This is a genomic window from Herbaspirillum sp. LeCh32-8, assembly GCF_017814915.1.
Classification (GTDB): Bacteria; Pseudomonadota; Gammaproteobacteria; order Burkholderiales; family Burkholderiaceae_D; genus Herbaspirillum.
Window position 1 is genome coordinate 348,454 of record NZ_JAGIPZ010000001.1, and the last position, 23,868, is coordinate 372,321.

Consider the following 23,868-nt stretch of genomic DNA (forward strand, 5'->3'; position numbering starts at 1 on the left):
GCTGCCTGCCCGGCTTGGCCGCACAGGGCTGAAGATCAAGCGCCAGCGATCATCGTCGCTGGCGTTTTTCGTTTCTGGTGGGCTGCATATCGTCCGGTCGTGGCTTGCTCGTTGTCCGTTCGCTGTTCGTTGTTCGTTCGTCGTCCGATGATTGCCCCGGTTCACTGCCCGGCTGCGCTTGCGTCCTTGCCCGGCACCCATTACCTCCGATTTCATGTCCGACCATTCTTCCCATTCCGATCGATCCGCCGGCAGCGCCAAGGCGTCGCAGGCCCTGCAGCATGCCTTGTCCGGCGCGCTGCAGGCGGCCGGGCGTGATCGTGCCCACACCATTGCGCTGGCCTACAGCGGCGGGCTCGATTCGTCGGTGCTGCTCGATGTTGCCGCCGCCGATGCTGCGCGCCGTGGCGTCCGCTTGCTGGCGCTGCACGTGCACCATGGACTGAGCTCCCATGCCGACGGCTGGCTGGCGCATTGCGAAGAGCGTTGCCGCGCGCTCGGCGTGGCGTTTCATGCCGAGCGCGTGGTGCTGGAAGGCGTGGCCGACAGCGGCGTCGAGGAGGCCGCGCGCGTGGCGCGCTACGCCGCGCTGGGACGCATGTGCCGCGCGCATGGCGCCGACGTGCTGCTGACCGCGCATCACCTCGACGACCAGGCGGAGACCGTGTTGCTGCAACTGCTGCGCGGCAGTGGCTTGGCCGGCATGTCGGGGATGGAGGCGTTCAACAACGCGCCGGGGTTGCTGGGAGACGGCAACACGCTGGTGCTGCGCCCGTTGCTGGCGATCACGCGCGCCCAGCTGGAAGCCTATGCGGCGCAGTGCGGCCTGGCCAGCATCGAGGACGAGTCCAATGCCGATACCCGCTATGCGCGCAACGCCTTGCGACATCTGGTGATGCCGGCGCTGGGCCAATCCTTCCCCGGTTACCAGCAGCGCCTGGCGCGCGCCGCCGGCCATGCGCAGGGCGCGCAGGAACTGCTGCTGGAGGTGGCGCAACAGGATCTGCAGCGTTGCCGGCGCGACGATCACCTGCTGATGCCGGCGCTACGCGAGTTGAGCGAGCAGCGCTTCTTCAATCTCATGCGCTACTGGTTCGCCGCACGCGGCATGCGCATGCCGTCGTCGGCGTGGATGCACGAGATGCGCGCGCAGCTGATGCAGGCCGACGTCGAGGCGCAGCTGTGCGTTTCGCATCCCGACGGCGAGGTGCATCGCTACCGCGAGCGCGTCTTCCTGGCGCCGCGGCGCACGCCGCCGGAGGAGGGCGAGGTGATTCGATTAAAGTGGAACGGCGAGGCCCGGTTGCGCATCGACGCCTACTACGGGGCCCTGCATCTGGAGCGCATCGCCGCGGCAGATCCGCGACCCGGATTCGATGCCGCCTGGCTCGCGGCGCAACCGCTGGCGGTGCAGGGCCGCAGCGGCGGCGAGCGCGTGAAGCTGGCCGCCAACCGTCCGGCGCGCAGCCTGAAACAGCATTTCCAGAGCGCCGACGTGCCGGCCTGGGAACGTCCTTACCTGCCGTTGCTGTTCGCAGGCGATGATCTGCTGTTCGCTGCCGGCATCGGCATGGATTGCGTGCATTTCGCCGCCGGCGGCGAACGCGTCGCCATCCGCTGGCTGGCCGACTGAGCCGACGCGCGCATCTGAGTGCGCAAAAAAAATGCCGCATCAACGCCTTCGCGATGATGCGGCATCCCAGTCATCCCTGACATGGGTGGGGCGCCGTGACGCCCCGGTATTGCTCCTTACGTTGCTACCTTGTTGCTTACTTCGTGGTGCTGTCTGCGGCCGGCTTGTCGGCGCCGGTGGCGTGGTCGATCTTCGCCTTGGCCTTCTTGGCGGTCTTCTTGGTTGCCTTTTTCACCTTGTGGGCTTCGGCCTTGGTGGCGGTTTCAGCCTTGGTGGCGGGGCCCGGGCCAGGGTTGGTGCCCTGGGCCGAGGCCGGGGCGGGGCTGCCAGGCGCTGCGGTCGGCGCGCCGGTTTGTGCGAACACCGGCAGGGTCAGGGCGGACAGCAGGGAAGCGACGATGATGGCTTTGGTTTTCATGGTGTATTCCTTTCAGTAAGCAGTTGGCTTTGCGGTGATGCAGGTTCGGTGTTGCGTCGGATTACTTGGCTTTGGCGGCGTCGGTTGCCGGCTTGGCTTCCGCGCCTGCGGCGTCCTTCTTTTCAGCCTTGTTTTCAGTCTTCTTTTCGCTCTTCTTCGCGACCTTGTGCTTGGCGTGCGAGGCCTTGGCCTTCGGTGCGGCATCGGTCGCGGCGGCGGCAGGAGCGGCTGCCGGGGCTGCGGCCCCGGTCTGTGCGAACACCGGCAGGGTCAGGGCGGACAGCAGGGAAGCGACGATGATGGCTTTGGTTTTCATGATGCGGTTCTTTCAGAAATCGGTTGTCTTGGTGTGATTGATGCGTATTTGTTAGTGCACTGTGTGCTGGGCGCTGCGTGTGGCCCGATTACTTGGTCTTGGCGGCAGCGTCTGCGGCAGGCTTGGCTTCGGCGCCGGCGGCCTTCTTGTCAGCCTTGGCTTCGGATTTCTTCTCGGTCTTTTCAGTCTTCTTTGCAGCCTTGTGCTTGGCGTGCGAGGTCTTTGCCTTGGGCGCTGCATCGGTCGCGGCAGCAGCCGGGGCCGCGGGCGTTGCTGCCGGGGCGGCGGCAGTACCGGTCTGCGCGAACACCGGCAGTGCCAGGGCGGTCAGCAGGGAGGCGACGATGACGGATTTGGCGGCTTGGGTCTTCATGGCAAATTTCCTTTGAAAGTGTAGGTTACGCTCGGCGTTTGATTTTGCGTTGACCGCTTGTCGTTGCGCCTTACTCCCAATAACGATCTGCCGACCCGCCGGACGACATCAAAGTGTTTCATTTCATGCCAGAGTTGTAAGCAATCGTTGCCGCCATTTTTTGATCCATGCCGGTTGCCGCCGCGAGCGTCTCAGATGAATTTGCCGTGGCCCACCAGGCCCATGACGCCGATCACGATCAGATAGATGGCAACGATGAAGTTGAGCAGCCGCGGCGCGACCAGGATCAGGATACCGGCGATCAGCGACGCCAGCGGCGCGAGGGAAAGATGCAGGTTCATGTCGTCTCCTCGCCGGCTCACCCGAACAGGCCCACCAGGCCGATCACGATCAGGTACAGCGCCACGATGTAGTTGAGCAGCTTCGGCATGGCCAGGATCAGGATGCCGGCGATCAGGGCGGCCAGCGGGCCGAAGGCGAGGTGGATGTCCATGCTGCATCTCCTGTTGTGTTTTGATGATGTTGAGATGCAAGACGGCGGACGAAGTTCGGGTATGGATTTCTCACCCTGATGTAGGCGAACAGGAAGTCCAGGCCTTCTTTATAATGACGGGCTTTCCCGCCAGCATCACAGCTTTAACAAAGAGGATAGAGAGGATCCCACATGGCCTATCAAACCTGGTTTGCATTTTTCGTCGCCGCCTGCGTCATCGCCATCTCGCCCGGATCGGGCGCGGTGCTGTCGATGAGTCACGGCCTGAACTATGGCGTGCGCCGCACCAGCGCCACCATCCTGGGCCTGGAGATCGCGCTGGTGGTGATCCTGATCATTGCCGGCGCCGGCGTCGGCTCGCTGCTGGTGGCCTCCGAGACTGCGTTCAACATCATCAAGGTGGCTGGCGCGTTGTACCTGATTTATCTGGGCTTCTCGCAATGGCGCGCGCCGGTACCGGCGCAGCAAGAAGGCGCCGCGCTGGATGCGGCCAATGCCAATGCCGCTGCCGCACGCGGCCAGGCCTGGTGGCAGCGTTGCATGACTGGTTTTCTCACCAACGCCACCAACCCCAAGGGCATCGTCTTCATGGTGGCGGTGCTGCCGCAGTTCATCGATCACGACCGCCCGCTTTGGCTGCAATTGCTGGTGCTGGCCGTGACCATGGTGGCGGTCGACCTGGTGGTGATGCACGGCTATGCCTTCGCGGCCAGCCGTCTGCAGCGCTTCTTCCGTAACCAGAAGGCGATCAAGGCGCAGAACCGCTTCTTCGGCGGCGTGCTGATGCTGGTGGGCGCGGGCCTGTTCTTCTTCAAGCGTTCGGCGCACTGAGCGGCGCCTCATATCTGCAGCAAAGAAAAAGCCCCGGCATGCCGGGGCTTTTTTCATGCGGCAAGCATTGCATTGCCTTGCCTGCGGCGGCGTGACTCAGGACTTGTCCTTCTTCAGGCAGGACGACATGAAGGCCTTGCGCTCGTCGCCCTTCTTGCCGGCGGCGTCGGCATTGCACTGCTTCATCTTGTCTTGCTGGGTAGCCGGCTTGGCGGGCTTATTGGACAGGCACTCCTTCATGAAGGCCTTGCGCTCGTCACCTTTCTTGTCGCCGGCGTCCTTGTTGCAGGCGCTCATCTTGTTCTGTTGCGTGTTCTGCGCCATGGCGGGAGTGGCCAGCAGCAGCGGGGTGGCCAGTGCGAATGAGGTGATGGCGATCAGCAGTTTTTTCATTGGTATCTCCCTGAGGTGGATTCGAGGCGTCGGCAAACCGCAGGCGCGCTGCGCCGGATTGCAGACGAGCGCATTACAGCATGAAAAAGTGCGGCTTGCCTAGCGATGCATGCGCGTCTCAGTGCGGGCAGTTCAGGTCGCCCTCCGGGCAGCCCGACAGCGCCTTGAGCTCTTGGGCGCGCTGCCGCGTTTTTTCCGCCAGGCAGGTCTGCAGGGCCATGCCGGCCGCCGAGCCCCCGGCCACGTTGGAGCTCTCGAAGCGGCAGGACAGGTCGCGGTATTTGATCCAGGCCAGCTGGACGTCGCGGATCTGGTTTTGCTGGGTCGGGCGCAGCTTGGCGCGGTAGGCCAGGTAGGTCTGGTTCAGTTCGGCGTCGGCCTGATTCAGGTCCTGGGCCACGCAGCCGTTCATTTCGGCCTGGGTCACGGCCTTGTTGCAATCCAATGCGAAGGCGGCGCTGCCAACGCCGTATAGTGACAGTAGCAGGGCTAAGCGGGGGATGACTTTCATCGGTGGGCTTTCTCAACTCAAGCAAGGGCAGGGGCAGGGGCAGGCGATGCGGCGCAGAATTGCCGGCGGGGAAGTCCGGACGTACGCGCCGCTGCATCGATGCGCCGGCGGGATAAAATCGGGTTTCAGTTGTCTTAGAAGAAGCTGTCCGGCCGAGGTTCTCGGCCATTTGCAACAAGCCGTATCTGAAAGGAGCATGCGCAATGGGATTTACCTGGATGTCCGCCATCAAGCTGATACCGTGGGGCGACGTGGTGCAGGCCACCCCCGGCATCGTCAAGGGCGCGCGCGATCTGTGGTCGCGCACGCGCAAGGCCAAGACCGAGGTGCAGGCGCAGGATGCCGCACCGGTTGCCGGTGACTCCGCGCAGCTCGCGCAACGCATCCGCCAGCTGGAGGAAGAACAACTGGAGGCCAGCCAGCTGATCAATACGCTGGCCGAACAGAACGCCCAGCTGGTGGCCGCGATGGACAAGCTGCGCCGCCGCACGCGCGCGCTCACCGCCTTCGGCGTGCTGCTGGCGTTGGGGCTGGCGGGGCTCTGGCTGCGCTGATTTTGCCTGATCCTGCAATTGGGCCGCGTCGTTTTGCCTGATCCTGCATTTCTCTCGCGGCGCCCTGCAGGATGGTCGCGACAGGATTAACATAGCCGGGTTTTTCAGCGGCCGGCTCTTGCGGCGACGGCGCAATGTCGCTCCCGGGATCCCGGCGCTGAGAGCAAGAAAATCGGTCGTGCGCCCGCTACGAGCATGCGCACGGCCTCTGTCCCCCTCTCTTTCCGAAAGGATTTTCCCATGCTGAAATCGCAAGGTTACGCTGCACAAAATGCAACTTCCCCATTGGCGCCGTTCAGCTTCGAGCGCCGCGAAGTCGGCGCGCACGACGTGCAGATGGACATCCTGTTCTGCGGCGTCTGCCACTCCGACCTGCACATGGCGCGCGACGAATGGAAGGGCACCGCGTTCCCGGTGGTGCCCGGCCATGAAATCGTCGGCCGCATCACCAAGGTCGGCGCGCACGTCACCAAGTTCAAGGTCGGCCAGATCGCCGGCGTGGGCTGCATGGTGGACTCCTGCCAGACCTGCCCGAGCTGCGACGAAGGCCTCGAGCAGTACTGCGAAAACGGCTTCACCGGCACCTACAGCGCGCCCGACAAGGTCAGCGGCGGCTTCACCTACGGCGGTTACTCCAACAACATCGTGGTGAGCGAGAAGTTCGTGCTGTCGGTGTCCGACAAGCTGGACCCGGCAGGCGCCGCGCCGCTGCTGTGCGCCGGCATCACTACCTGGTCGCCGCTGCGTCACTGGAAGGTCGGTCCCGGCCACAAGGTCGGCATCGTCGGCCTGGGCGGCCTGGGTCACATGGGCGTCAAGCTGGCGCACGCCATGGGCGCGCACGTGGTGCTGTTCACCACCTCGCCTGACAAGAAGGAAGACGCGCTGCGCCTGGGCGCCGATGAAGTGGTGGTGTCCAAGGATGCGGACCAGATGGCCGCGCACGCCAACAGCTTCGACTTCATCCTGAACACCGTGGCCGCCCAGCACAACTTGGACGCGTTCATGGTGCTGCTGAAACGCGAAGGCACCATGACCCTGGTCGGCCTGCCCGAGCATCCGCACCCGTCGCCGTCGGTGGCCAACTTCATCTTCAAGCGTCGCAGCCTGGCCGGCTCGCTGATCGGCGGCATCCAGGAAACCCAGGAAATGCTGGACTTCTGCGCCGAGCACGGCATCCACTCCGACATCGAGATCATCAAGATCCAGGACATCAACCAGGCTTACGAGCGCATGCTCAAGAGCGATGTGAAGTACCGTTTCGTGATCGACATGTCGTCGCTGGCCGCCTGAGTCGTCGCGCCATGAAGGGCGGCCTGTTCTCCTGACGGAGGCAGGCCGCCTTTTTGCTTTATCCTGTATCGGTTTCATCCCGATCCACCCCCAACCTGGCCCCTGCATGTTCCAACACGCATTGCGCATGACCCGGCGCGACTGGCGCACCGGCGAACTTCGTTTCCTGCTGATCGCGCTGATTGTCGCGGTCGCGGCGCTGTCCTCGGTCAGCTTCTTCGTCGACCGCATGCGCGCCGGCATGACGCGCGATGCCCACCAGTTGCTGGGCGCCGACTTGCTGATCGCGGCCGACCAGCCGATGCCGCCGCAATGGCTGCAGCAGGCGCAGGCCGCCGGGTTGCAGCAGGCGCAGACGGTGGTGTTTCCCAGCATGGCGCAGGCCGGCGAGGGCGACGCCGCGCGTTCGGTGCTGTCGTCGATCAAGGCGGTGACGCCGGGTTATCCGCTGCGCGGCCAAGTGAAGCTGCAGGACGGCGCCGGCGAGCGCGCAGCCCAGGGCATACCGCAGCCGGGCACGGTATGGGTGGATCCGCAGATCCTGTCGGCGCTGAACGTGCGGGTGGGCGAGATGCTCAAGGTCGGCGACGCCGAGCTGCGCATCGCCCAGGTGATCTCGGTCGAGCCCGATCGCGGCAGCGCCTTCGTCAACTTCGCGCCGCGCGTGATGCTGGGCGAGGGCGACCTGGCCGCCACCCACCTGGTGCAGGTCGGCTCGCGCGTGACCTATCGCCTGCTGATCGCCGGCGCGGCCGCACCGGTCAAGGCCTTCCAGCAGCAGGTCGAAAAGCACATCGACGACAACAAGATGCGCGCCGTGCGTATCGAGTCGTTGGAAAACGGTCGTCCCGAAATGCGCGCCACGCTGGACCGCGCTGAACAATTCCTGTCGCTGGTGGGCCTGCTGTCGGCCATGCTGGCGGCGCTGGCGGTGGCCATGGCGGCGCGTCGCTTCATGATGCGGCATCTGGACGCCTGTGCCATGCTGCGTTGTTTCGGCATGACGCAGAACCAGGTCACCGCGCTGTACCTGATCGAGTTCGTGCTGGTGGGCGTAGCGGCCAGCGTGGTGGGCATGGCGCTGGGCTATGCGGCACACTTCGCGCTGTTGCAGTGGCTGGGCAACTTCATGCCGACCGCGCTGCCGCCGCCCGGCTGGCAGCCGGCGCTGCAGGGCGTGGCTACCGGCCTGTTGCTGCTGGTGGGGTTCGCGCTGCCGCCCATCCTGCAATTGCGCAACGTGCCGCATAACCGCGTGATCCGGCGCGAGCAGGGCGCGCCGCAGGCGCTGACGGTGCTGACCTACCTGCTGGGCACGGTGGTGTTTTCCGGCCTGCTGCTGTGGCAGGCGGGCGACCTCAAGCTGGGTTTGCTGACCATTGCCGGCTTCCTAGGCGGTTTCGCCCTGTTTGCGCTGGTGGCGTGGATGTGCCTGCGCGCCTTGCGTTCGCTGCGCGGCCTGTTCGACAGCCAGAGCTGGCGCTTCGCCATCGACGGCCTGCAGCGTCGTCCGGCGGCTGCCGTCATGCAGGTGGTGGCGCTGGGCCTGGGCCTGATGGCGCTGCTGTTGCTGACCGTGATCCGCGGCGACCTGGTCGGCGCCTGGCGCCAGGCCACGCCGCAGGACGCGCCCAACCGCTTCATCATCAACATCCAGCCGGACCAGCGCGAGGCGGTGGCGCAGGAGCTGACCCGGGGCGGCGTGGCCGGGGCCGAGCTGTACCCGATGATCCGCGGCCGCCTGGTGCAGATCAACGGCCGCCAGATCAGCGCCGCCGACTATCAGGAAGACCGCGCCAAACGCCTGGTCGACCGCGAATTCAATCTCTCCACCATGGCCGATATCCCGCCGGGCAACGGCATCGTCGCCGGCCGCTGGTACGACGACAGCAAGCCCGAAGCCTCGGTCGAGCGCGGCCTGGCGCAGGCGCTGGGCATCAAACTGGGCGACCGCCTGCAGTTCGACATCGCCGGCCAATTGGTGGACGTGCCGGTGACCAGCCTGCGCAAGCTGGAATGGGGCTCGCTGCGGGTCAACTTCTTCGTGATCATCAATCCCAAGGCCATGCGCGACACCCCGCAAAGCTGGATCACCGCGGTGCACCTGACGCCGCCGCAGGAAGGTTTGGGCAACACGCTCGCGCGCGACTTCCCCAACCTGACCGTGGTGGATATCGGCAGCGTGCTGCGCCAGATCCAGGACGTGGTGGGGCAGGTGATCTCGGCGGTGGAGTTCCTGTTCCTGTTCACGTTGTGCTCGGGTGTGCTGGTGCTGTACGCGGCGCTGGCCGGTTCGCAGGAAGAGCGGGTGCGCGAAGCCGGCTTGTTGCGCGCGCTGGGCGCCACGCGCGTGGAGCTCTCGCGTGCGCAGCGCATCGAGGTGCTGCTGGTGGGATCGGTGGCGGGCCTGCTGGCGGCCAGCGGCTCGGCTGCGATCGGCTGGGCGCTGGCGCACTATGTATTCAACTTCGACTGGACGCTGAGTCCGCTGGTGTGGCTGGCGGGCATGGCCCTGGGCGCGGCATGCTCGGCCATCGGCGGCTGGGCCGGCCTGCGCCACGTGCTGGCGCGTCCGCCGCTGCAGACTCTGCGCGAAGTCTGATCCGATCCAGATCAAACCAGCCGCAAATAGCCGCCGGGCCGGTTGGCGCCGTCCGGCGGCGGCCCGGCCGCTGCGGTATCATGGCGTCCTTATGCAAATCGAAGACCCCAACGCACCGACCACCTTCGACCTCATCGGCGGCGCAGAGAAGCTGCGCGAGATGGTCGACCGTTTCTACGACCTGATGGATCTGGAGCCGGAGTTCGCCGGCATCCGCGCCATGCATCCGCCGTCGCTGGACGGTTCGCGCGAGAAGACCTACATGTTCCTCTCCGGCTGGACCGGCGGGCCCAACCTGTACATCGAGCAATACGGCCATCCGCGCCTGCGCATGCGCCACCTGCCGTTCCCCATTGGCGTGTCCGAGCGCGACCAGTGGCTGCGCTGCATGACGTGGGCAATGCAGGACGTCGGCCTGTCCGACGAGCTGATGAAGCGCCTCCTGACGGCGCTCTACCAGACTGCCGACTGGATGCGCAACAAGGCCGAGTAAGCACGCGCAGGCTTGCGCCGCGCGCCGCAATCGCGCACCATTGCATATCCCTTTTCACTGGCCTGTCCGGCACACCGGGCGGGCCGCTTTTCTTTTGTGCCCATGACATCATTCGAACTGATCATCGCCGCCCTGGTTGCGGTCGGCATCGTGCTGCAAATCCTGGTGCTGCTGCGCTCGGGCCGGCACGACGAGCGCGGCGTCGAGGCCGCGCTGCAGCAACTGAAGTCGGACCTGCAACGCCACCAGCAAGACACCGGCGAGCGCATCGAGCGCGAGCTGCGCAACCAGGTGCAGGCCAGCGCGCAAAACACGCGCCAGGAGCTGGGCGGCAACTTCGCCCAGCTGCAGCAGACGCTGGCGACCCAGATGTCCAGCGTGGCCACGCTGCAGAACAACCAGATCGACGGCTTCGCCCAGCAGCTGGTGAAGTTGAATGAAACCAATGCCCTGCAACTGGACGGGATGCGCCAGTCGATCACGCTGCAGGCCCAGGTCAGCCGCGAGGAGCAGGCGGTATCGCTCAAGCGCTTCGGCGACACGCTCAACCAGCAGCTCTCGGCGTTGACCGAATCCAACGCCCAGCGCATGGCCGAAGTGCGCGCCACGCTGGAGGCCAAGATCAAGGATCTGCAGAACGACAACGCGCAAAAGCTGGAAGAGATGCGCAAGACCGTGGACGAGAAGCTGCACGCCACGCTGGAGCAGCGCCTGGGCGAGTCCTTCAAGCTGGTTTCGGACCGCCTGGACAAGGTGCACCAGGGCCTGGGCGAGATGCAGCAGCTGGCCACCGGCGTGGGCGACCTTAAGCGCGTGCTGACCAACGTCAAGACCCGCGGCACCTGGGGCGAAGTACAGCTGGAAATCCTCTTGGAGCAGATGCTGACGCCCGACCAGTACGCCAAGAACGTCGAGACCGTACCGGCCAGCGGCGAGCGCGTGGAGTTCGCGATTCGTCTGCCCGGCGCCAAAGACGACGGCGCCCAGGTGTGGATGCCGATCGACGCCAAGTTCCCCAAGGAGCAATACGAGCGCCTGGTGGACGCCGCCGAACGCGCCGATGCCGACGGCGTGGCAACCGCTGGCAAGGAGCTGGAGCGCGCGGTGCGCAACGAGGCCAAGACCATCGCCGAGAAATACCTGTCGCCGCCGCTGACGACCGACTTCGCGATCCTGTTCCTGCCGACCGAGGGGTTGTACGCGGAAGTGATGCGCCGCCCGGGTCTCTCGGACGATCTGCAGCGCACTTACCGGGTCACCATCGCCGGCCCCTCGACCTTGTCGGCGTTGCTGAACAGCCTGCAGATGGGCTTCCGCACGCTGGCGCTGGAGAAGCGTTCGTCGGAGGTGTGGCAGGTGCTGGGCGCGGTGAAGACCGAGTTCACCAAGTTCGGCGACGTGCTGTCGTCGACCAAGGCCGCGCTGGAGCGTGTGGCCAAGAACATCGACCAGGCCGAGACCCGCACGCGGCAGATGTCGCGCAAGCTGAAGTCGGTGGAGGCGCTGCCGTCGGAGAATGCGCAGAAACTGCTGGGGACGGGGGAGCTTGATCTGGGGGATGATGCGGAGGGCGTTTGACGACGCTGGGTTCCTGCTACGCAGGAACGACACTAAGAGGCGGATTGCGCCTTCACCCGTTCAAACTATCTCACTACGTCGTCCCTGCAAAAGGAGGGAGCCAGTGGCGTTTGTCATGCCTCGACGGTCGTTGCACGACGCTGGGTGCCTGCTTTCGCAGGAACGCCTCTAAGAGGCGGATTGCGCCTTCACCCGTTCAAACTATCTCACTGCGTCGTCCCTGCAAAAGGAGGGAGCCAGTGTCGTTTGTCATGCCTCGACGTTCGTTGCACGACGCTGGGCTCCTGCTTTCGCAGGAACGACTCTAAGAGGCGGATTGCGCCTTCACCCGTTCAAACTATTTCACTACGTCGTCCCTGCGAAAGCAGGGACCCAGTGTCGTTCGGGCGCGTCTTCGGTCGTTCAGAGGCGATCAATCCCGCCATCGCCGGGATGAACGTCTTGCACCGTCAACGTCAGGCAATCCCTGCCGGGCGGCATCAGATCAAGCCATCGAAGATCACGATGGACACTTCCTCGCCCGCCGCGACATCCCCACGTTCATGTTCCAGCTCGATGATGCAATTGGCGTCCGACATCGAGCGCAGGATGCCCGATCCTTGCGTGCCAGTCAGGCGCACGGTCCATGCGCCGGTGTCGTCGGGCGCGAGGATGCCGCGCTGGTATTCGGTGCGGCCGGCCTTCTTGCGGATGGTCGCAGCGGTCTTCACGCGTACGCGCGGCAGCGGCTTGGGTTCGGCGCCGGCCAGGTGCAGCAGGGCGTCGCGCACGAAGAAGGAAAAGCTCACGGTGACTGCCACCGGGTTGCCCGGCAGACCGAACAGGTAGGCGTCGCGGCCCTTGGATCGGATGCGGCCGAAGGCCAGCGGGCGGCCGGGGCGCATGGCGATTTTCCAGAACATCATGTCGCCCAGGCTGGCCATGATCTGCTTGGTATAGTCGGCCGCGCCGACCGACACGCCGCCGGAGGTGATGACCGCGTCGGCCTCTTCGCAGGCGCTGCGGAAGGCCGCTTCCAGCGCTGCCGGGTCGTCGCCGACCACACCCATGTCGATCACGTCGCAACCCAGGCGGGTCAGCATGCCGTGCAGCGTGTAACGGTTGGAATCGTAGACGCAGCCGGGATCGAGCGCCTCGCCCACCGAGCGCAGCTCGTCGCCGGTGGAGAAGAAGGCCACGCGCAGGCGGCGCTGTACCGCGACTTCCGGAATGCCGAGCGAGGCCAGCAAGCCGATGTCGGAGGGGCGCAGGCGACGCCCGCGCGGCAGCGCCACGCTGCCCATGGCCAGGTCTTCGCCGCGCAGGCGGCGGTTGTCGCCGGGGCGCACGCGGCCGGCGGGCAGGGTGACGGCGTGTTCGCCGGCATCTGTCGTCAGCTCTTGCGGGATCACGGTGTCGCAGCCCGCAGGCATGGGCGCGCCGGTCATGATGCGTACGCACTGGCCGGGCTGCACCTCGCCGTCGAAGCGGGCGCCGGCGTGTACCGAGCCGACTACCTTGAGCGTGACCGCAGCGCCGGCGGCGACATCCGTGCCGCGCAGCGCGTAGCCGTCCATGGCCGAGTTGTCGTGCGCCGGCACGTCGATGCGCGAGATGATGTCCTGCGCCAGCACGCGCGACAGCGCGCTGCGGATGGCGACCTTTTCGATCGCCGCGATGGGCTGGATGAATTCGCGGATCGCGGCTTGCGCCTGCGTCACCGTCATGGCGTTGGGATCATAGCCGCTGATGCAGCTGACGATGTCGTTCAGGGAGGGCGTCGATGTCGGGGCGGGTGGGACGGTGTGGGTCATTGTTCTTGCTCGAGCTGCTGCAGTTCCAGCCCGGTGTTGATGTTGCGGAAAGCATGCTCGTCGGGGAAATCGACCTCCACGCAATTGAGGCTGGCGAACCAGAGTCCCATCTTGCGCTCGCCGGCGGCGAGGAAGGCGTCCAACGAGGCTTGCGCCGATTTGCGCAGCAGCGAGCATACCGGATGGCGCTGCTTCTTGTCTGCTTTGCCGGTGACGGCGAAGGCGGCGTCGGCGCCGGAGGCGACCAGCTCGTCGGCCAGGCGCGCCACCAGGTCATAGGGAATCAGCGGCGAGTCGCAGGGCGCGCTCGCCAGGAAGGGGGTGCCGCAATGCGCGAGACCCGCTTGCAGGCCAGCCAGCGGACCGGGAAAGTCGGGCGAAAGGTCATGCCAGATCGGATAGCCGAAGGCGGCGTAGCGCAGCTGCGAGCGGTTGGCGTTGATCGCCAGCGTGCACACTTGCGGCGCCAGTCGCTCCAGCACGTGCTGCGCCAGCGGCTTGCCGTGCAGCTCCTGCAGGCCTTTGTCAACGCCGCCCATACGCGTGCCGCGCCCGCCGGCCAGGACGAGGCCGGTGATGTGGCTGGCGGCGATGGCGCCGATGGTGAGTGGAGCGGACATGGGACTTGCCTGTGAGGGCGGCCGGCGTCGCCTAGCCGCCGATATAGGACATCTCGACCTTGCGCGGCGCGGCGTCGTCCTGCAGGCCGCCGCGCAATTCGGAATAGCGATCGCCGCGATGGCTCCACAGCTGGGCAATGGCGCCCGCGAGTTCGGCATCGCTGCCGCCATTGCGCACGATGCCGCGCAGGTCGTGCCCCTGGCTGCCGAACAGGCAGGTATAGACCTGGCCTTCGGTGGACAGGCGCGCGCGCGAGCAGTCGCCGCAGAAAGCATGGGTAACGCTGGAGATCACGCCGATCTCACCGCCCCCGTCGGCATAGCGCCAACGCTCGGCGGTCTCGCCCACGTAGTTGGGATCGGCCTCGACCAGCGGCAGTTCCGCGGCGATACGGCGGATGACCTCATTGGAGGGCACCACCTCATCCATGCGCCAGCCATTGGAGCTGCCCACGTCCATGTATTCGATGAAGCGCAGGATGTACGGCGTGTCCTTGAAGTGGCGCGCCATCGGCAGGATCTCGTGGTCATTCAGGCCCTTCTTGACCACCATGTTGATCTTGATCGGCCCCAGCCCCGCGGCGTGGGCGGCATCGATGCCTTCCAGCACGCGCGCGACCGGGAAGTCGACATCGTTCATGCGGCGAAAGCTCTCGTCGTCCAGCGAGTCCAGCGATACCGTCACGCGCTTCAAGCCGGCAGCCTTCAGCGCCTGCGCCTTTTGCTTGAGCAGCGTGCCGTTGGTGGTCAGGGTGAGATCGATCTCGTCGCCCTCGGGCGTACGCAGCGCGGCCAGCATCTCGACTAGGCGCTCGATGTTCTTGCGCAGCAGCGGCTCACCGCCGGTGAGGCGGATCTTGCGCACGCCGTGCGCCACGAACTGGCGCGCGACGCGGGTGATTTCTTCAAAGGTGAGCAGGGCGGAGTGAGGCAGGAATTGGTATTCCTTGTCAAACACATCCTTGGGCATGCAATAGACGCAGCGGAAGTTGCAACGGTCGGTGACCGAGATGCGCAGGTCGTGCAGCGGACGCCCCAGCGCGTCGCCCAATAGGCCCACCGGCGTTGTCGGAACCGGCAAAAAGCCCGCAGCCGCGCCCAGGGGCATGGCTTGCCGGAAGTCAACGATGGGAATGACGCGCTTGTTCATACGGGATGGCTGCTGCAGATGTGTAACGATAGCACGGCTGGCCATGACGGATAGATGCACAATTGTGCATATTCCCTATAGCCCGCACGCATGAGCCTGACGCCGGGCCTTGCAGGGCGGGCGTTTGCGCCCGACCCGGGGTGGCGACGGCGCGCGGCTTGCGTGACGGCCGCTCACTGTACCCGTCTTGCCGGCGCTCAACTGTGACCAGGCTGTTGTCGGCATGCCATGCGAGTCTGCCGCATCTTTCCAGATGCGAACGAAGCCGGCGATTGCAAGCGCGAGTCAGGCGTGGCGCCATCACGGCCAAGCCGGATGCGATGGATGGCGTGGAGGAAATGAAAAAGGGAGCCTAAGCTCCCTTTTTCATTGCATGCCGTTCAGCTGTCTTGCGACTGATCAGCGGCGGGTTTCCACCTGGACCAGCGGCTCGCTCGACTGCGGCGGCAGCGGCTTGCGCTCGCGCGGCACACGCGGCGCCGGCACGATGCTGGCCGCGGCATCCTGCGCGGCGCGCAGCTTGACCGGGTCAGTGGTGGCCAATGTCAGGCCGGCTTGGGACAGCATCTGGTTCAGCGAGTCCCACTGCGCGCCGTTGCCGGCAGGCTTGTGCTGGACCGGCGCTGCTGCCGGTGCCGCTGCAGGTGCTGCCACCGGAGCGGCAGGTTCAGCGTCCAGCAGGCTGATCTGCTGCGGCGCTGCCGGGGCCGGAGTTGCCACCGGGGCTGCGGCTTGCGCCACTTCCACCGGAGCTTCCGACGGCGCCGGGGCCGCTGCAGGCGCTTGCGCCGGGGCGAAGCCGGCGTCGATCGACGGTGCCGGCGCTGCCGCCGGTTCAACGGTTTCATTGCGCACGAACACGGCTTCGGTTGCTTCAGCTGCCGCGGCGGCCACGGCTTCCACCGAGTTCACGCCGCTTTCGACGTTGGCGGCGGTTTGCTGCGGCGCTGCGGGCGCTGCTTCAGGGCTTGCCTGCGGCACCGGGGAGGCGGCGAAGGAGGCTTGCGCCACGGCGGCGTCAGCCGACTCGGCGGCTTCTGCGCCTTCGATGCCGTCGGCACCTTCAGCGCCTTCGGCGTTTTCGATCACGTTGCCGTTTTCGTCGCGCTCACGGCGGTGACGGTTGCGGCCGCCACGACGACGACGACGACGCGGTTCGGTGCCGCCTTCGGCAGCTTCGGCGCCTTCACCGGCTTCCAGTTGCGCGCCTTCGACCTGAGCGGCTTGCTCATCGTTGGCGATAGCGACAGCGCCTGCGGCCACGGCCACGCCTGCGGTGGCTGCGCCGGCAGCCAGAGCGGCTTCCAGCGGCAGACCTTCCTCGGTCTTGGCTTCCTTGCGTTCACCACGCGGTGCGCGCGGTTCACGCGGTTGGCGCGGCTCACGCGGTTCGCGCTGTTCACGACCTTCGCGCGGTTCGCGACCTTCACGGGGCTCGCGCGGCTCGCGGGGGTCACGTGCTTCACGCGGTTGACGGGCTTCCTTGTTTTCCAAGCCTTCGCGTTGTTCGCGCGGCTCGCGGCCCTCACGCGGTTCACGCGCTTCCTTGGGCTCGCGCGGCGGACGCGGCGGGCGTTGCTGCTTGCCTTCGGCGGCTTCGCCGGCCTTCAGTTCGGGAGTTGCCGGCGCGCCGTCACGGCCGCGCTGGTTGCGCTCGCCGCTGCGGTCGTTGCGGTTGCGGCCGTTACGGTCGCGGCCGTTGCGGCTGTTGCGGTCGCCTTCGCGCTTGGCAGGGGCCTTGGCTTCGACCGGAGCGGGGGCGGGTTCGACCACCACCGGCTTCTTGCGGAAGAAGCTGAAGATCTTGCCCAGCAGGCCCGATTCCGGCGCCAGGGTCGGCGGCTGGACGGCTGCGACCGGTTCTGCAACCTTGCGCTCGACGATCGGGGCCGGCTGGTCGGGGGTGATGCCCTTGACCACGGCTTCCTGGCGCGGCTTGACGTCTTCCTTCTGGCGCTTGTTGTAGCCGATGTCGGTGTCGGCCTGCTCCGCCATGGCGTAGCTGGCTTGGGCGTCGTCCAGGCGCGGATCGTCGTGCTTGATCCGCTCCATCTTGTAGTGCGGGGTTTCCAGGTGCTTGTTGGGGATCATGATGACCGTGACGCGATGACGCGTTTCGATCTTCAGGATTTCGCCGCGCTTCTCGTTCAACAGGAAGGCGGCGACGTCCACCGGCGCCTGCACGTGGATGGCGGCCGAGTTTTCCTTCATCGCCTCTTCCTGGATGATGCGCAGGACTTGCAGGGCGGAGGATTCGGTGTCGCGGATGTGGCCGGTGCCGTTGCAGCGCGGGCAGGTCACGTGGCTGCCTTCGGACAGCGACGGACGCAGGCGCTGGCGCGACAGTTCCATCAGGCCGAAGCGCGAGATCTTGCCCATCTGGACGCGGGCTCGGTCGTGGTGCAGGGCGTCTTTCAGGCGGCCTTCGACTTCGCGCTGGTTCTTGCTGTTCTCCATGTCGATGAAGTCGATCACGATCAGGCCGCCCAGGTCGCGCAGGCGCAACTGGCGGGCCACTTCGTCGGCCGCTTCAAGGTTGGTGTAGAACGCGGTGGTTTCGATGTCGCTGCCGCGGGTGGCGCGCGCCGAGTTGACGTCCACCGAGACCAGGGCTTCGGTGTGGTCGATCACGATGGCGCCGCCGGAAGGCAGCGGCACGGTGCGCGAGTAGGCGGTTTCAATCTGGTGTTCGATCTGGAAGCGCGAGAACAGCGGCACGTCGTCGCGGTAGCGCTTGACGCGGTGAACCATGTCCGGCATCACGTGGGCCATGAACTGCTGGGCCTGGTCGTGGATGTCGTCGGTGTCGATCAGGATTTCGCCGATGTCGGGCTGGAAGTAGTCGCGGATGGCGCGGATGACCAGCGAGGATTCCTGATAAATCAGGAAGGCGCCCGATGCCGACTGGCCGGCGCCTTCGATGGCGCGCCACAGTTGCATCAGGTAGTTCAGGTCCCACTGCAGTTCGTCGACGTTGCGGCCGATGCCTGCGGTGCGGGCGATGACGGACATGCCCGAGGGCAGGTCCAGCTTGTCCATGGTTTCGCGCAGTTCCTGGCGATCTTCGCCTTCGACGCGGCGCGATACGCCGCCGCCGCGCGGATTGTTGGGCATCAGCACCAGGTAGCGGCCGGCCAGCGAGATGAAGGAGGTCAGGGCGGCGCCCTTGTTGCCGCGCTCTTCCTTTTCAACCTGGACGATGATTTCCTGGCCTTCGCGCAGCGCTTCCTTGATGGTCGCGTTGCGGACGTCGATGCCTTCCTTGAAATAGGTGCGGGCCACTTCCTTGAACGGCAGGAAGCCGTGACGCTCTTCGCCGTAGTTGACGAAGCAGGCTTCCAGCGAGGGCTCGATGCGGGTGATGACGCCCTTGTAGATGTTGGACTTGCGTTGTTCGCGTCCGGTCGTTTCGATGTCGATGTCGATCAGTTTCTGACCGTCAACGATCGCCACGCGCAGTTCTTCCTGCTGCGTGGCGTTGAACAACATACGTTTCATGTTTTCACTCCGGGATCCGAAGATCCTTCAAATGGCGCGACCCGGTTGCGGATGCGTCGCCAAAAGGTACAAGGATGTACGCGAGAACGAAGTGATTGGGGGAGGGAATTGCCTTACTGTGTGGAGTGCAGCTTGTATCAAGCTGATGAGGCACTCAAGCACAACGGGGCGCGGATGCGGTGGACCGGAACGCCGGGCAGCGCCGTATCCGCGCCGCGCGCTCCGCCATAGGCGGTCGCGCAGGCTGCTGCGGACGGTAAGCTGGTCTGTGAAGCCAAACGAAACATAGTAATAAGGGTTGGCGACGGCGATCGGGTTCAACACATCAACCGGCAAGCTTCGCGGCGATCCGGTTGCGGTCGAGGCATGGCTCGTTGCGATGCGCTGCAAGAGTGCGGGGAAGGCCGTGTGGGCCTGCCGACTTTTGCGCTGCCGTTCGCTTGGAGCTGTGCGCTGCGATCCGCTGAACCGGGACACCGGATGCGAGTCTTGCCAGACTTTTATCCTGATGATCCAAACAATTCTGTTCAACTCCCAAGTGCGTTATCCGATTGCAACTGCGGTGCAAACTGGACTCGCACAGGGAAGGTGCGTACTCGTTTTTCGAGGCCTGACGTCCATCAGGACAGCAGCAGTTACGGCGCTTGATCAAAGCGATCGAGCCGTTGCAGTGCATTTTTCGCGTCTGCCTTGCCGCATGCCGTGATTTTCGGGGCCCCCTTCGTCAATTTTGCAAAGGAGCGAGGCTGACGAAGTCTCCTCTTGTGTAGAATGTTCCTTTTTATTCTACTGACGCGGTTTTGTGACCAGCGTCAATCGATTATATATTCAAAATGAAGGACTTAGCGAGATTTTCTAGGGGCGCTTCTGAAACTGCCAAAACGGCGGCGGCTCCCCGGAACGCAGCAGCCTCGCACAGCGTCCCTCAGGTGCAGTTGCTGACCATTTCCGACGAAGAAGCCGGGCAGCGGATCGACAATTTCCTGCTGCGGGTCTGCAAGGGCGTTCCCAAGAGCCATATCTATCGCGTCTTGCGCTCCGGCGAAGTGCGGGTCAACAAGGGCCGTATCGACCAGACCTACCGCCTGGTCGAGGGCGATGTGGTGCGCGTGCCGCCAATACGAGTTGCGGAGAAGCAAGAAAACGTCGTGCCCGGCGCCGAATTCCGCATCCTGCTGGAAGACAGCCACATGCTGGTCATCGACAAGCCGGCCGGCGTGGCCGTGCACGGCGGCTCGGGCGTGAGCTACGGCGTGATCGAGCAGTTGCGCGCGGCGCGTCCGCAGGCCAAGTTCCTGGAGCTGGTGCACCGGCTCGACCGCGACACCTCGGGCGTGCTGCTGATTGCCAAGAAGCGCACCGCCTTGACCAACCTGCACGACCAGATGCGCGACGGCGTCACCGACAAGCGCTACCTGACCCTGGTGCAGGGCGACTGGAAGAATGCGCGCCAGCACGTCAAGCTGCCGCTGTTCAAGTACAGCACGCCGGACGGCGAACGCCGCGTGCGGGTGCAGGCCGACGGCCAGGCGTCGCATACCGTGTTCTCGCTGCTGCGCCGCTTCGGCGAGTTCGCGCTGCTGGAGGCTGAACTGAAGACCGGTCGTACGCATCAGATCCGGGTGCACCTGTCGTCCAGCGGTTTCCCCATCGTGGGCGACGACAAGTACGGCGATTTCACGCTCAACAAGGCGCTGCAGAAGGCCGACGGCCGCCGCATCGCCTTCAAGCGCATGTTCCTGCATGCCTGGCGCATTACCTTCACCCATCCCGAAAGCGGCGAGCGGGTGACGCTGAAGGCGGCGCTGCCGCAGGAGTGTGAAAACTTCCTGCGCAGCCTGCAGGGCGTGGACGAAGATGAAACGTTGCCGCCCGGTATCGGCGTCGAGTAGCGCGAGCGAAGAGCGACGCCCGCAGTCGGCCGGGATGTGATACTTTCTGCCGGGAATTAACAGATACGCAAGTCCGCTGGTGAAGCGCCGGCGGCCGACGAAAGCGAAAAGAAAACATGGCAAGAAAGCAATTCGACCTGATCGTCTTCGACTGGGACGGCACCCTGATGGACAGCACCTCGACCATCGTGCGCTGCATCCAGGCCGCCGCGCGCGACCTCGGCTTGCCGATCCCCGACAAGAGCGCCGCCTCCTACGTGATCGGCCTGGGCCTCCAGGACGCCATGCAGGCGGCCATTCCGGATGTCGATCCCAAATATTATCCGCGCATCGTCGAGCGCTACCGTCACCATTACCTGGGGCAGGACAAGGACCTGACGCTGTTCGAGGGCGTGCCCGAGATGCTGGCCGACTTGTCGCAGCAGGGCTATTTCCTGGCGGTGGCCACCGGCAAGAGCCGCGTCGGCTTGAACCGTGCGATGAATTCCACCGGCCTGCTGTCGGTCTTCGACGCCACACGCTGCGCCGACGAGACCTTCTCCAAGCCGCATCCTGCCATGCTGCAGGAACTGACCCGCGAACTGGGCCAGGACATGCATCGCACCGTGATGATCGGCGACACTACCCACGACCTGCAGATGGCCATCAACGCCGGCGCCAAGGGCGTGGCGGTGGAGTTCGGCGCCCACCCGGCGCCGCAGCTGCATGAGTTGAAGCCCGTGTATTCGGCCACGTCGATCCGTTCGCTGCACCAGTGGCTGAACGAGAACGCCTGAGCCGGCGAGCCTTGCGCCTGCATCCGCCCCATCCCGAATTTTCATCGCTTTCACAGCCATCGCCATGAACAGCCCGACCGAGATCCTCATCTGCGCTTCCGCCGACATTCAGGAGGGCGGGCTGGGCAAGCGTTTTCCGGTGATGGTGTACGGCGACGACACGACCGGTTTCGTGGTGCGCTACGGCGGCACGGTCTACGGTTACCTGAACCGCTGCGCCCATGTGCCGGTGGAGCTGGACTGGACCGAGGGCGAGTTTTTTGAATCGAGCGGTCTGTATCTCACGTGCGCAACACATGGCGCGGTTTATTCGCCCGATACCGGAAAATGCGAAGGCGGTCCTTGTACCGGCGCGCATTTGCGTAAGATCATGACGGTGGAGCGGGACGGCCAGATCTATTGGCGTCCGGACGACGTCGTCAAGCCCGTCGAGGCATGAGCTTTGGGGAACCTGGTGCAGGCCGGCCGCCGGCCGTAGCGCTGATTAGAGTGAGCATATGAGCAATAACGAATTTGAAAACCCGGAATCGAAACCGCAAGGTCCCGCCGCGCCCGCGCCTGAAACGCCCGGCGTGACCGGAGCGACCCCGACCAAGGCCGCGCGCGAAGAGAAGAAGTCAGGCTGGGAGCGCGACGTGCTGGAAAAGCTGGCGCTGTTCGCCGTCAAGGAACAGCGCGCACGCCGCCGTTGGGGCATCTTCTTCCGTATCGCCATCCTGGTGGTGATCGTGTTCGGCGTGTGGCTGGCCTTCACCTACGGCAAGACCGAGAGCGAGCCGCTGGGCACGCATACGGCCTTGGTCGAGATCAAGGGCACCATCGAATCCGAAGGGCAGGGCTCGGCCGGCGTGGTGATTCCGGCGCTGGACAAGGCCTTCGCTGCAGCCGACTCGGTCGGCGTGATCCTCAAGATCAACAGCCCCGGCGGCAGTCCGGTGCAGGCCGGCATGATCAACGACGAGATCACCCGTCTACGTAAGGAATACCCGAAGAAGCCGATCTACGTGGTGGTCGAGGAAGTGTGCGCCTCGGGCGGCTACTACATCGCCGCCGCAGCCGATCGCATCTACGTCAACAAGGCCAGCCTGATCGGTTCGGTGGGCGTGTTGATGGACGGCTTCGGCTTCACCGGCCTGATGGACAAGCTGGGCGTCGAGCGTCGCTTGCTGACCGCCGGCGAGAACAAGAGCTTCCTCGATCCGTTCAGCCCACAGAGCGCCAAGCAGCGCGAATACGCGCAAACCATGCTGGACGAGATCCACCAGCAGTTCATCGAGGTGGTGCGCCAGGGCCGCGGCACGCGCCTGAAGGAAACGCCGGACACGTTCTCCGGCCTGGTGTGGACCGGTTCCAAGGCGGTCGAACTGGGCCTGGCCGACGGTTACGGCACGGTCGACAGCGTCGCGCGCGATGTGATCAAGGCCGAAGACGTGGTCGACTACACACAGACCGAGAACCTGTCCGAGCGCGTGCTGAAGAAATTCGGCGTGGCCTTCGGCGCGGGAGTTGCCAAGACGCTGATGTCGTCGTCGCTGCCGCAGTTGCGCTGAAGTTCGCGGGCTTCAGTGAAAAGGCCGGCTGCAGACGCAGTCGGCCTTTTTTGTTTTTCCATGTTCCGGGGGAGTTGGGCTCAAGGCGTTGCTGCCATGGTGCTACGGTTGTTTAACGACACTGGGTTCCTGCTTTCGCAGGAACGACGCTGAGGAAGATGGGCAATACCTCCACGCGTTCAAGCTTCTCACTATCTGTCGTCCCTGCGAAAGCAGGGATCCAGTGTCGTTCGTCGCGATCCGTGAACAGCCCGTCACGCGCCGCGATCCGCAAATCGGGAGGTCAATCCGCCAGCAGCAGGAACACTGTCGGCTTCTTGTGAAAATCCGGCCCCTTGCCGGCCGCCAGCGCCGCCTTCCACTGTGCCGCCGTCTGCGTGCGCACCGATTCGGAGGGCAGGCTGAGGTCGGTGGCCACACTGAGCAGCGTGTTGGCCTGGCAATGGTTGGCCAGCGCTTCCAGCATGGCGGCATTGCGGTAGGGCGTCTCGATGAGCAGTTGGGTCTGCTTTTCCTTGCGCGAGCGGTCTTCCAGATGCCTGATGCGCTTGCCGCGGGCGTCGGCGTCGGTGGGAAGATAACCGTTGAAGGCAAAACTCTGGCCGTTCAGGCCGCTGGCCATCACCGCCAGCAGGAGCGAGGACGGGCCGACCAGTGGGCGCACCTGGATGCCGCGCTGATGCGCCAGGCGCACCAGGTTGGCGCCGGGATCGGCCACGGCGGGCACGCCGGCTTCCGAGATCAAGCCGCCGTCGCGGCCTTCAAGAATCGGCGCCAGCAAGGCAGGCAGGGCGGCGGCATCGGTGTTGACGTTGAGTTCGGCGATGCCGATTTCCTGGATGGGCTTGGCCAGCGGCTGGCGACTGCCCAGCAGCTTCAGGAAGGCGCGCGTGGTCTTGGCATTTTCTGCCACGAAGTAATCCAGGCGCGCGGCGATGGCTTGCACCTCGCGCGGGATGATGGCGTCCAGCGGATGCGATGCGCTGTCGTCGGCCGGCGGTTCGGTCGGGCCGAGGGTGTTGGGAATCAGATAAAGAATGCCCGGCATGGGAATCGAGTTGGATAAATTGTATAAAATAATATTTTCGCCGTGCATGGCGC

Annotated in this window: 23 protein-coding genes; 11 read left to right on the plus strand and 12 right to left on the minus strand. The window is 65.1% G+C overall.

Annotated features, from left to right (window positions below):
* Positions 1-214: 214 nt before the first annotated feature.
* Positions 215-1,633 carry a tRNA lysidine(34) synthetase TilS gene (gene tilS / locus J8I26_RS01635; RefSeq protein WP_209603428.1) on the plus strand — a complete coding sequence of 473 codons (1,419 nt, stop codon included), beginning with the start codon at positions 215-217 and terminating at the stop codon, positions 1,631-1,633.
* Positions 1,634-1,769: 136 nt separating this feature from the next.
* Here the strand turns inward: tilS and J8I26_RS01640 are convergent, their stop codons facing one another.
* From J8I26_RS01640 to J8I26_RS01660, 5 genes are all read right to left on the minus strand, one after another.
* Positions 1,770-2,051: a hypothetical protein gene (locus J8I26_RS01640; RefSeq protein WP_209603431.1), complete on the minus strand. Its 282-nt coding sequence runs from the start codon at positions 2,049-2,051 to the stop codon at positions 1,770-1,772.
* Between the two features lie 61 nt (positions 2,052-2,112).
* On the minus strand, positions 2,113-2,367 hold the full coding sequence (locus tag J8I26_RS01645; protein WP_209603433.1) for a hypothetical protein: 255 nt from the start codon (positions 2,365-2,367) through the stop codon (positions 2,113-2,115).
* A gap of 88 nt (positions 2,368-2,455) precedes the next feature.
* A complete protein-coding gene (locus J8I26_RS01650; protein WP_209603435.1) occupies positions 2,456-2,740 on the minus strand; it encodes a hypothetical protein in 285 nt (94 codons plus the stop codon).
* A 191-nt stretch (positions 2,741-2,931) separates the two neighbouring features.
* Positions 2,932-3,081, minus strand: a complete 150-nt coding sequence (locus J8I26_RS01655; RefSeq protein WP_209603437.1) for a DUF3096 domain-containing protein — start codon at positions 3,079-3,081, stop codon at positions 2,932-2,934.
* A gap of 17 nt (positions 3,082-3,098) precedes the next feature.
* Positions 3,099-3,233: a DUF3096 domain-containing protein gene (locus J8I26_RS01660; RefSeq protein WP_209603439.1), complete on the minus strand. Its 135-nt coding sequence runs from the start codon at positions 3,231-3,233 to the stop codon at positions 3,099-3,101.
* Between the two features lie 171 nt (positions 3,234-3,404).
* Between J8I26_RS01660 and J8I26_RS01665 the strand changes: the two genes are divergently transcribed.
* Entirely contained in the window at positions 3,405-4,064 is a 660-nt protein-coding gene (locus J8I26_RS01665; protein WP_209603441.1) for a LysE family transporter, read from the plus strand.
* A gap of 96 nt (positions 4,065-4,160) precedes the next feature.
* On the opposite strand, the gene J8I26_RS01670 is transcribed toward J8I26_RS01665, so the two are convergent.
* Positions 4,161-4,457, minus strand: a complete 297-nt coding sequence (locus J8I26_RS01670) for a PsiF family protein (RefSeq protein WP_209603443.1) — start codon at positions 4,455-4,457, stop codon at positions 4,161-4,163.
* A gap of 118 nt (positions 4,458-4,575) precedes the next feature.
* Complete coding sequence (locus J8I26_RS01675; protein WP_209603445.1) at positions 4,576-4,968, minus strand: lysozyme inhibitor LprI family protein; 393 nt, start codon at positions 4,966-4,968, stop codon at positions 4,576-4,578.
* A 203-nt stretch (positions 4,969-5,171) separates the two neighbouring features.
* Here J8I26_RS01675 and J8I26_RS01680 point away from each other — a divergent pair, with 203 nt between their 5' ends.
* From J8I26_RS01680 to rmuC, 5 genes are all read left to right on the plus strand, one after another.
* The gene (locus J8I26_RS01680; protein ID WP_209603447.1) at positions 5,172-5,522 is read left to right on the plus strand and encodes a hypothetical protein; all 351 of its coding nucleotides are present in this window, start codon (positions 5,172-5,174) and stop codon (positions 5,520-5,522) included.
* Positions 5,523-5,762: 240 nt separating this feature from the next.
* On the plus strand, positions 5,763-6,815 hold the full coding sequence (locus J8I26_RS01685; RefSeq protein WP_209603449.1) for an NAD(P)-dependent alcohol dehydrogenase: 1,053 nt from the start codon (positions 5,763-5,765) through the stop codon (positions 6,813-6,815).
* 106 nt (positions 6,816-6,921) lie between these two features.
* A complete protein-coding gene (locus J8I26_RS01690; RefSeq protein ID WP_209603451.1) occupies positions 6,922-9,417 on the plus strand; it encodes an FtsX-like permease family protein in 2,496 nt (831 codons plus the stop codon).
* Positions 9,418-9,508: 91 nt separating this feature from the next.
* A complete protein-coding gene (locus J8I26_RS01695; protein ID WP_209603453.1) occupies positions 9,509-9,910 on the plus strand; it encodes a group II truncated hemoglobin in 402 nt (133 codons plus the stop codon).
* Positions 9,911-10,012: 102 nt separating this feature from the next.
* Entirely contained in the window at positions 10,013-11,488 is a 1,476-nt protein-coding gene (gene rmuC, locus J8I26_RS01700; RefSeq protein ID WP_209603455.1) for a DNA recombination protein RmuC, read from the plus strand.
* Between the two features lie 479 nt (positions 11,489-11,967).
* Here rmuC and glp read toward each other — a convergent pair whose 3' ends face one another.
* The 4 genes from glp to J8I26_RS01720 form a co-directional block, all read right to left on the minus strand.
* Entirely contained in the window at positions 11,968-13,281 is a 1,314-nt protein-coding gene (gene glp, locus J8I26_RS01705; protein WP_209603457.1) for a gephyrin-like molybdotransferase Glp, read from the minus strand.
* The gene (gene mobA, locus J8I26_RS01710; RefSeq protein ID WP_209603460.1) at positions 13,278-13,901 is read right to left on the minus strand and encodes a molybdenum cofactor guanylyltransferase MobA; all 624 of its coding nucleotides are present in this window, start codon (positions 13,899-13,901) and stop codon (positions 13,278-13,280) included. The genes glp and mobA overlap by 4 nt, the downstream gene beginning before the upstream one ends.
* Positions 13,902-13,932: 31 nt before the next feature.
* Complete coding sequence (gene moaA, locus J8I26_RS01715) at positions 13,933-15,051, minus strand: GTP 3',8-cyclase MoaA (RefSeq protein ID WP_209603462.1); 1,119 nt, start codon at positions 15,049-15,051, stop codon at positions 13,933-13,935.
* A 399-nt stretch (positions 15,052-15,450) separates the two neighbouring features.
* On the minus strand, positions 15,451-18,549 hold the full coding sequence (locus J8I26_RS01720) for an Rne/Rng family ribonuclease (protein ID WP_209603463.1): 3,099 nt from the start codon (positions 18,547-18,549) through the stop codon (positions 15,451-15,453).
* An 833-nt stretch (positions 18,550-19,382) separates the two neighbouring features.
* Between J8I26_RS01720 and J8I26_RS01725 the strand changes: the two genes are divergently transcribed.
* The 4 genes from J8I26_RS01725 to J8I26_RS01740 all read left to right on the plus strand — a co-directional run bounded on the left by J8I26_RS01725 (position 19,383) and on the right by J8I26_RS01740 (position 22,767).
* On the plus strand, positions 19,383-20,441 hold the full coding sequence (locus J8I26_RS01725; protein WP_209603465.1) for an RluA family pseudouridine synthase: 1,059 nt from the start codon (positions 19,383-19,385) through the stop codon (positions 20,439-20,441).
* Between the two features lie 116 nt (positions 20,442-20,557).
* Positions 20,558-21,217, plus strand: coding sequence for an HAD-IIIA family hydrolase (locus J8I26_RS01730; protein WP_209603467.1), 660 nt, complete (start codon positions 20,558-20,560; stop codon positions 21,215-21,217).
* Positions 21,218-21,281: 64 nt separating this feature from the next.
* A complete protein-coding gene (locus tag J8I26_RS01735) occupies positions 21,282-21,656 on the plus strand; it encodes a Rieske (2Fe-2S) protein (RefSeq protein ID WP_209603469.1) in 375 nt (124 codons plus the stop codon).
* A gap of 58 nt (positions 21,657-21,714) precedes the next feature.
* Positions 21,715-22,767 carry a S49 family peptidase gene (locus tag J8I26_RS01740; protein WP_209603471.1) on the plus strand — a complete coding sequence of 351 codons (1,053 nt, stop codon included), beginning with the start codon at positions 21,715-21,717 and terminating at the stop codon, positions 22,765-22,767.
* 283 nt (positions 22,768-23,050) lie between these two features.
* Here J8I26_RS01740 and J8I26_RS01745 read toward each other — a convergent pair whose 3' ends face one another.
* Complete coding sequence (locus J8I26_RS01745; protein WP_209603473.1) at positions 23,051-23,815, minus strand: SAM-dependent methyltransferase; 765 nt, start codon at positions 23,813-23,815, stop codon at positions 23,051-23,053.
* Positions 23,816-23,868 lie beyond the last annotated feature (53 nt).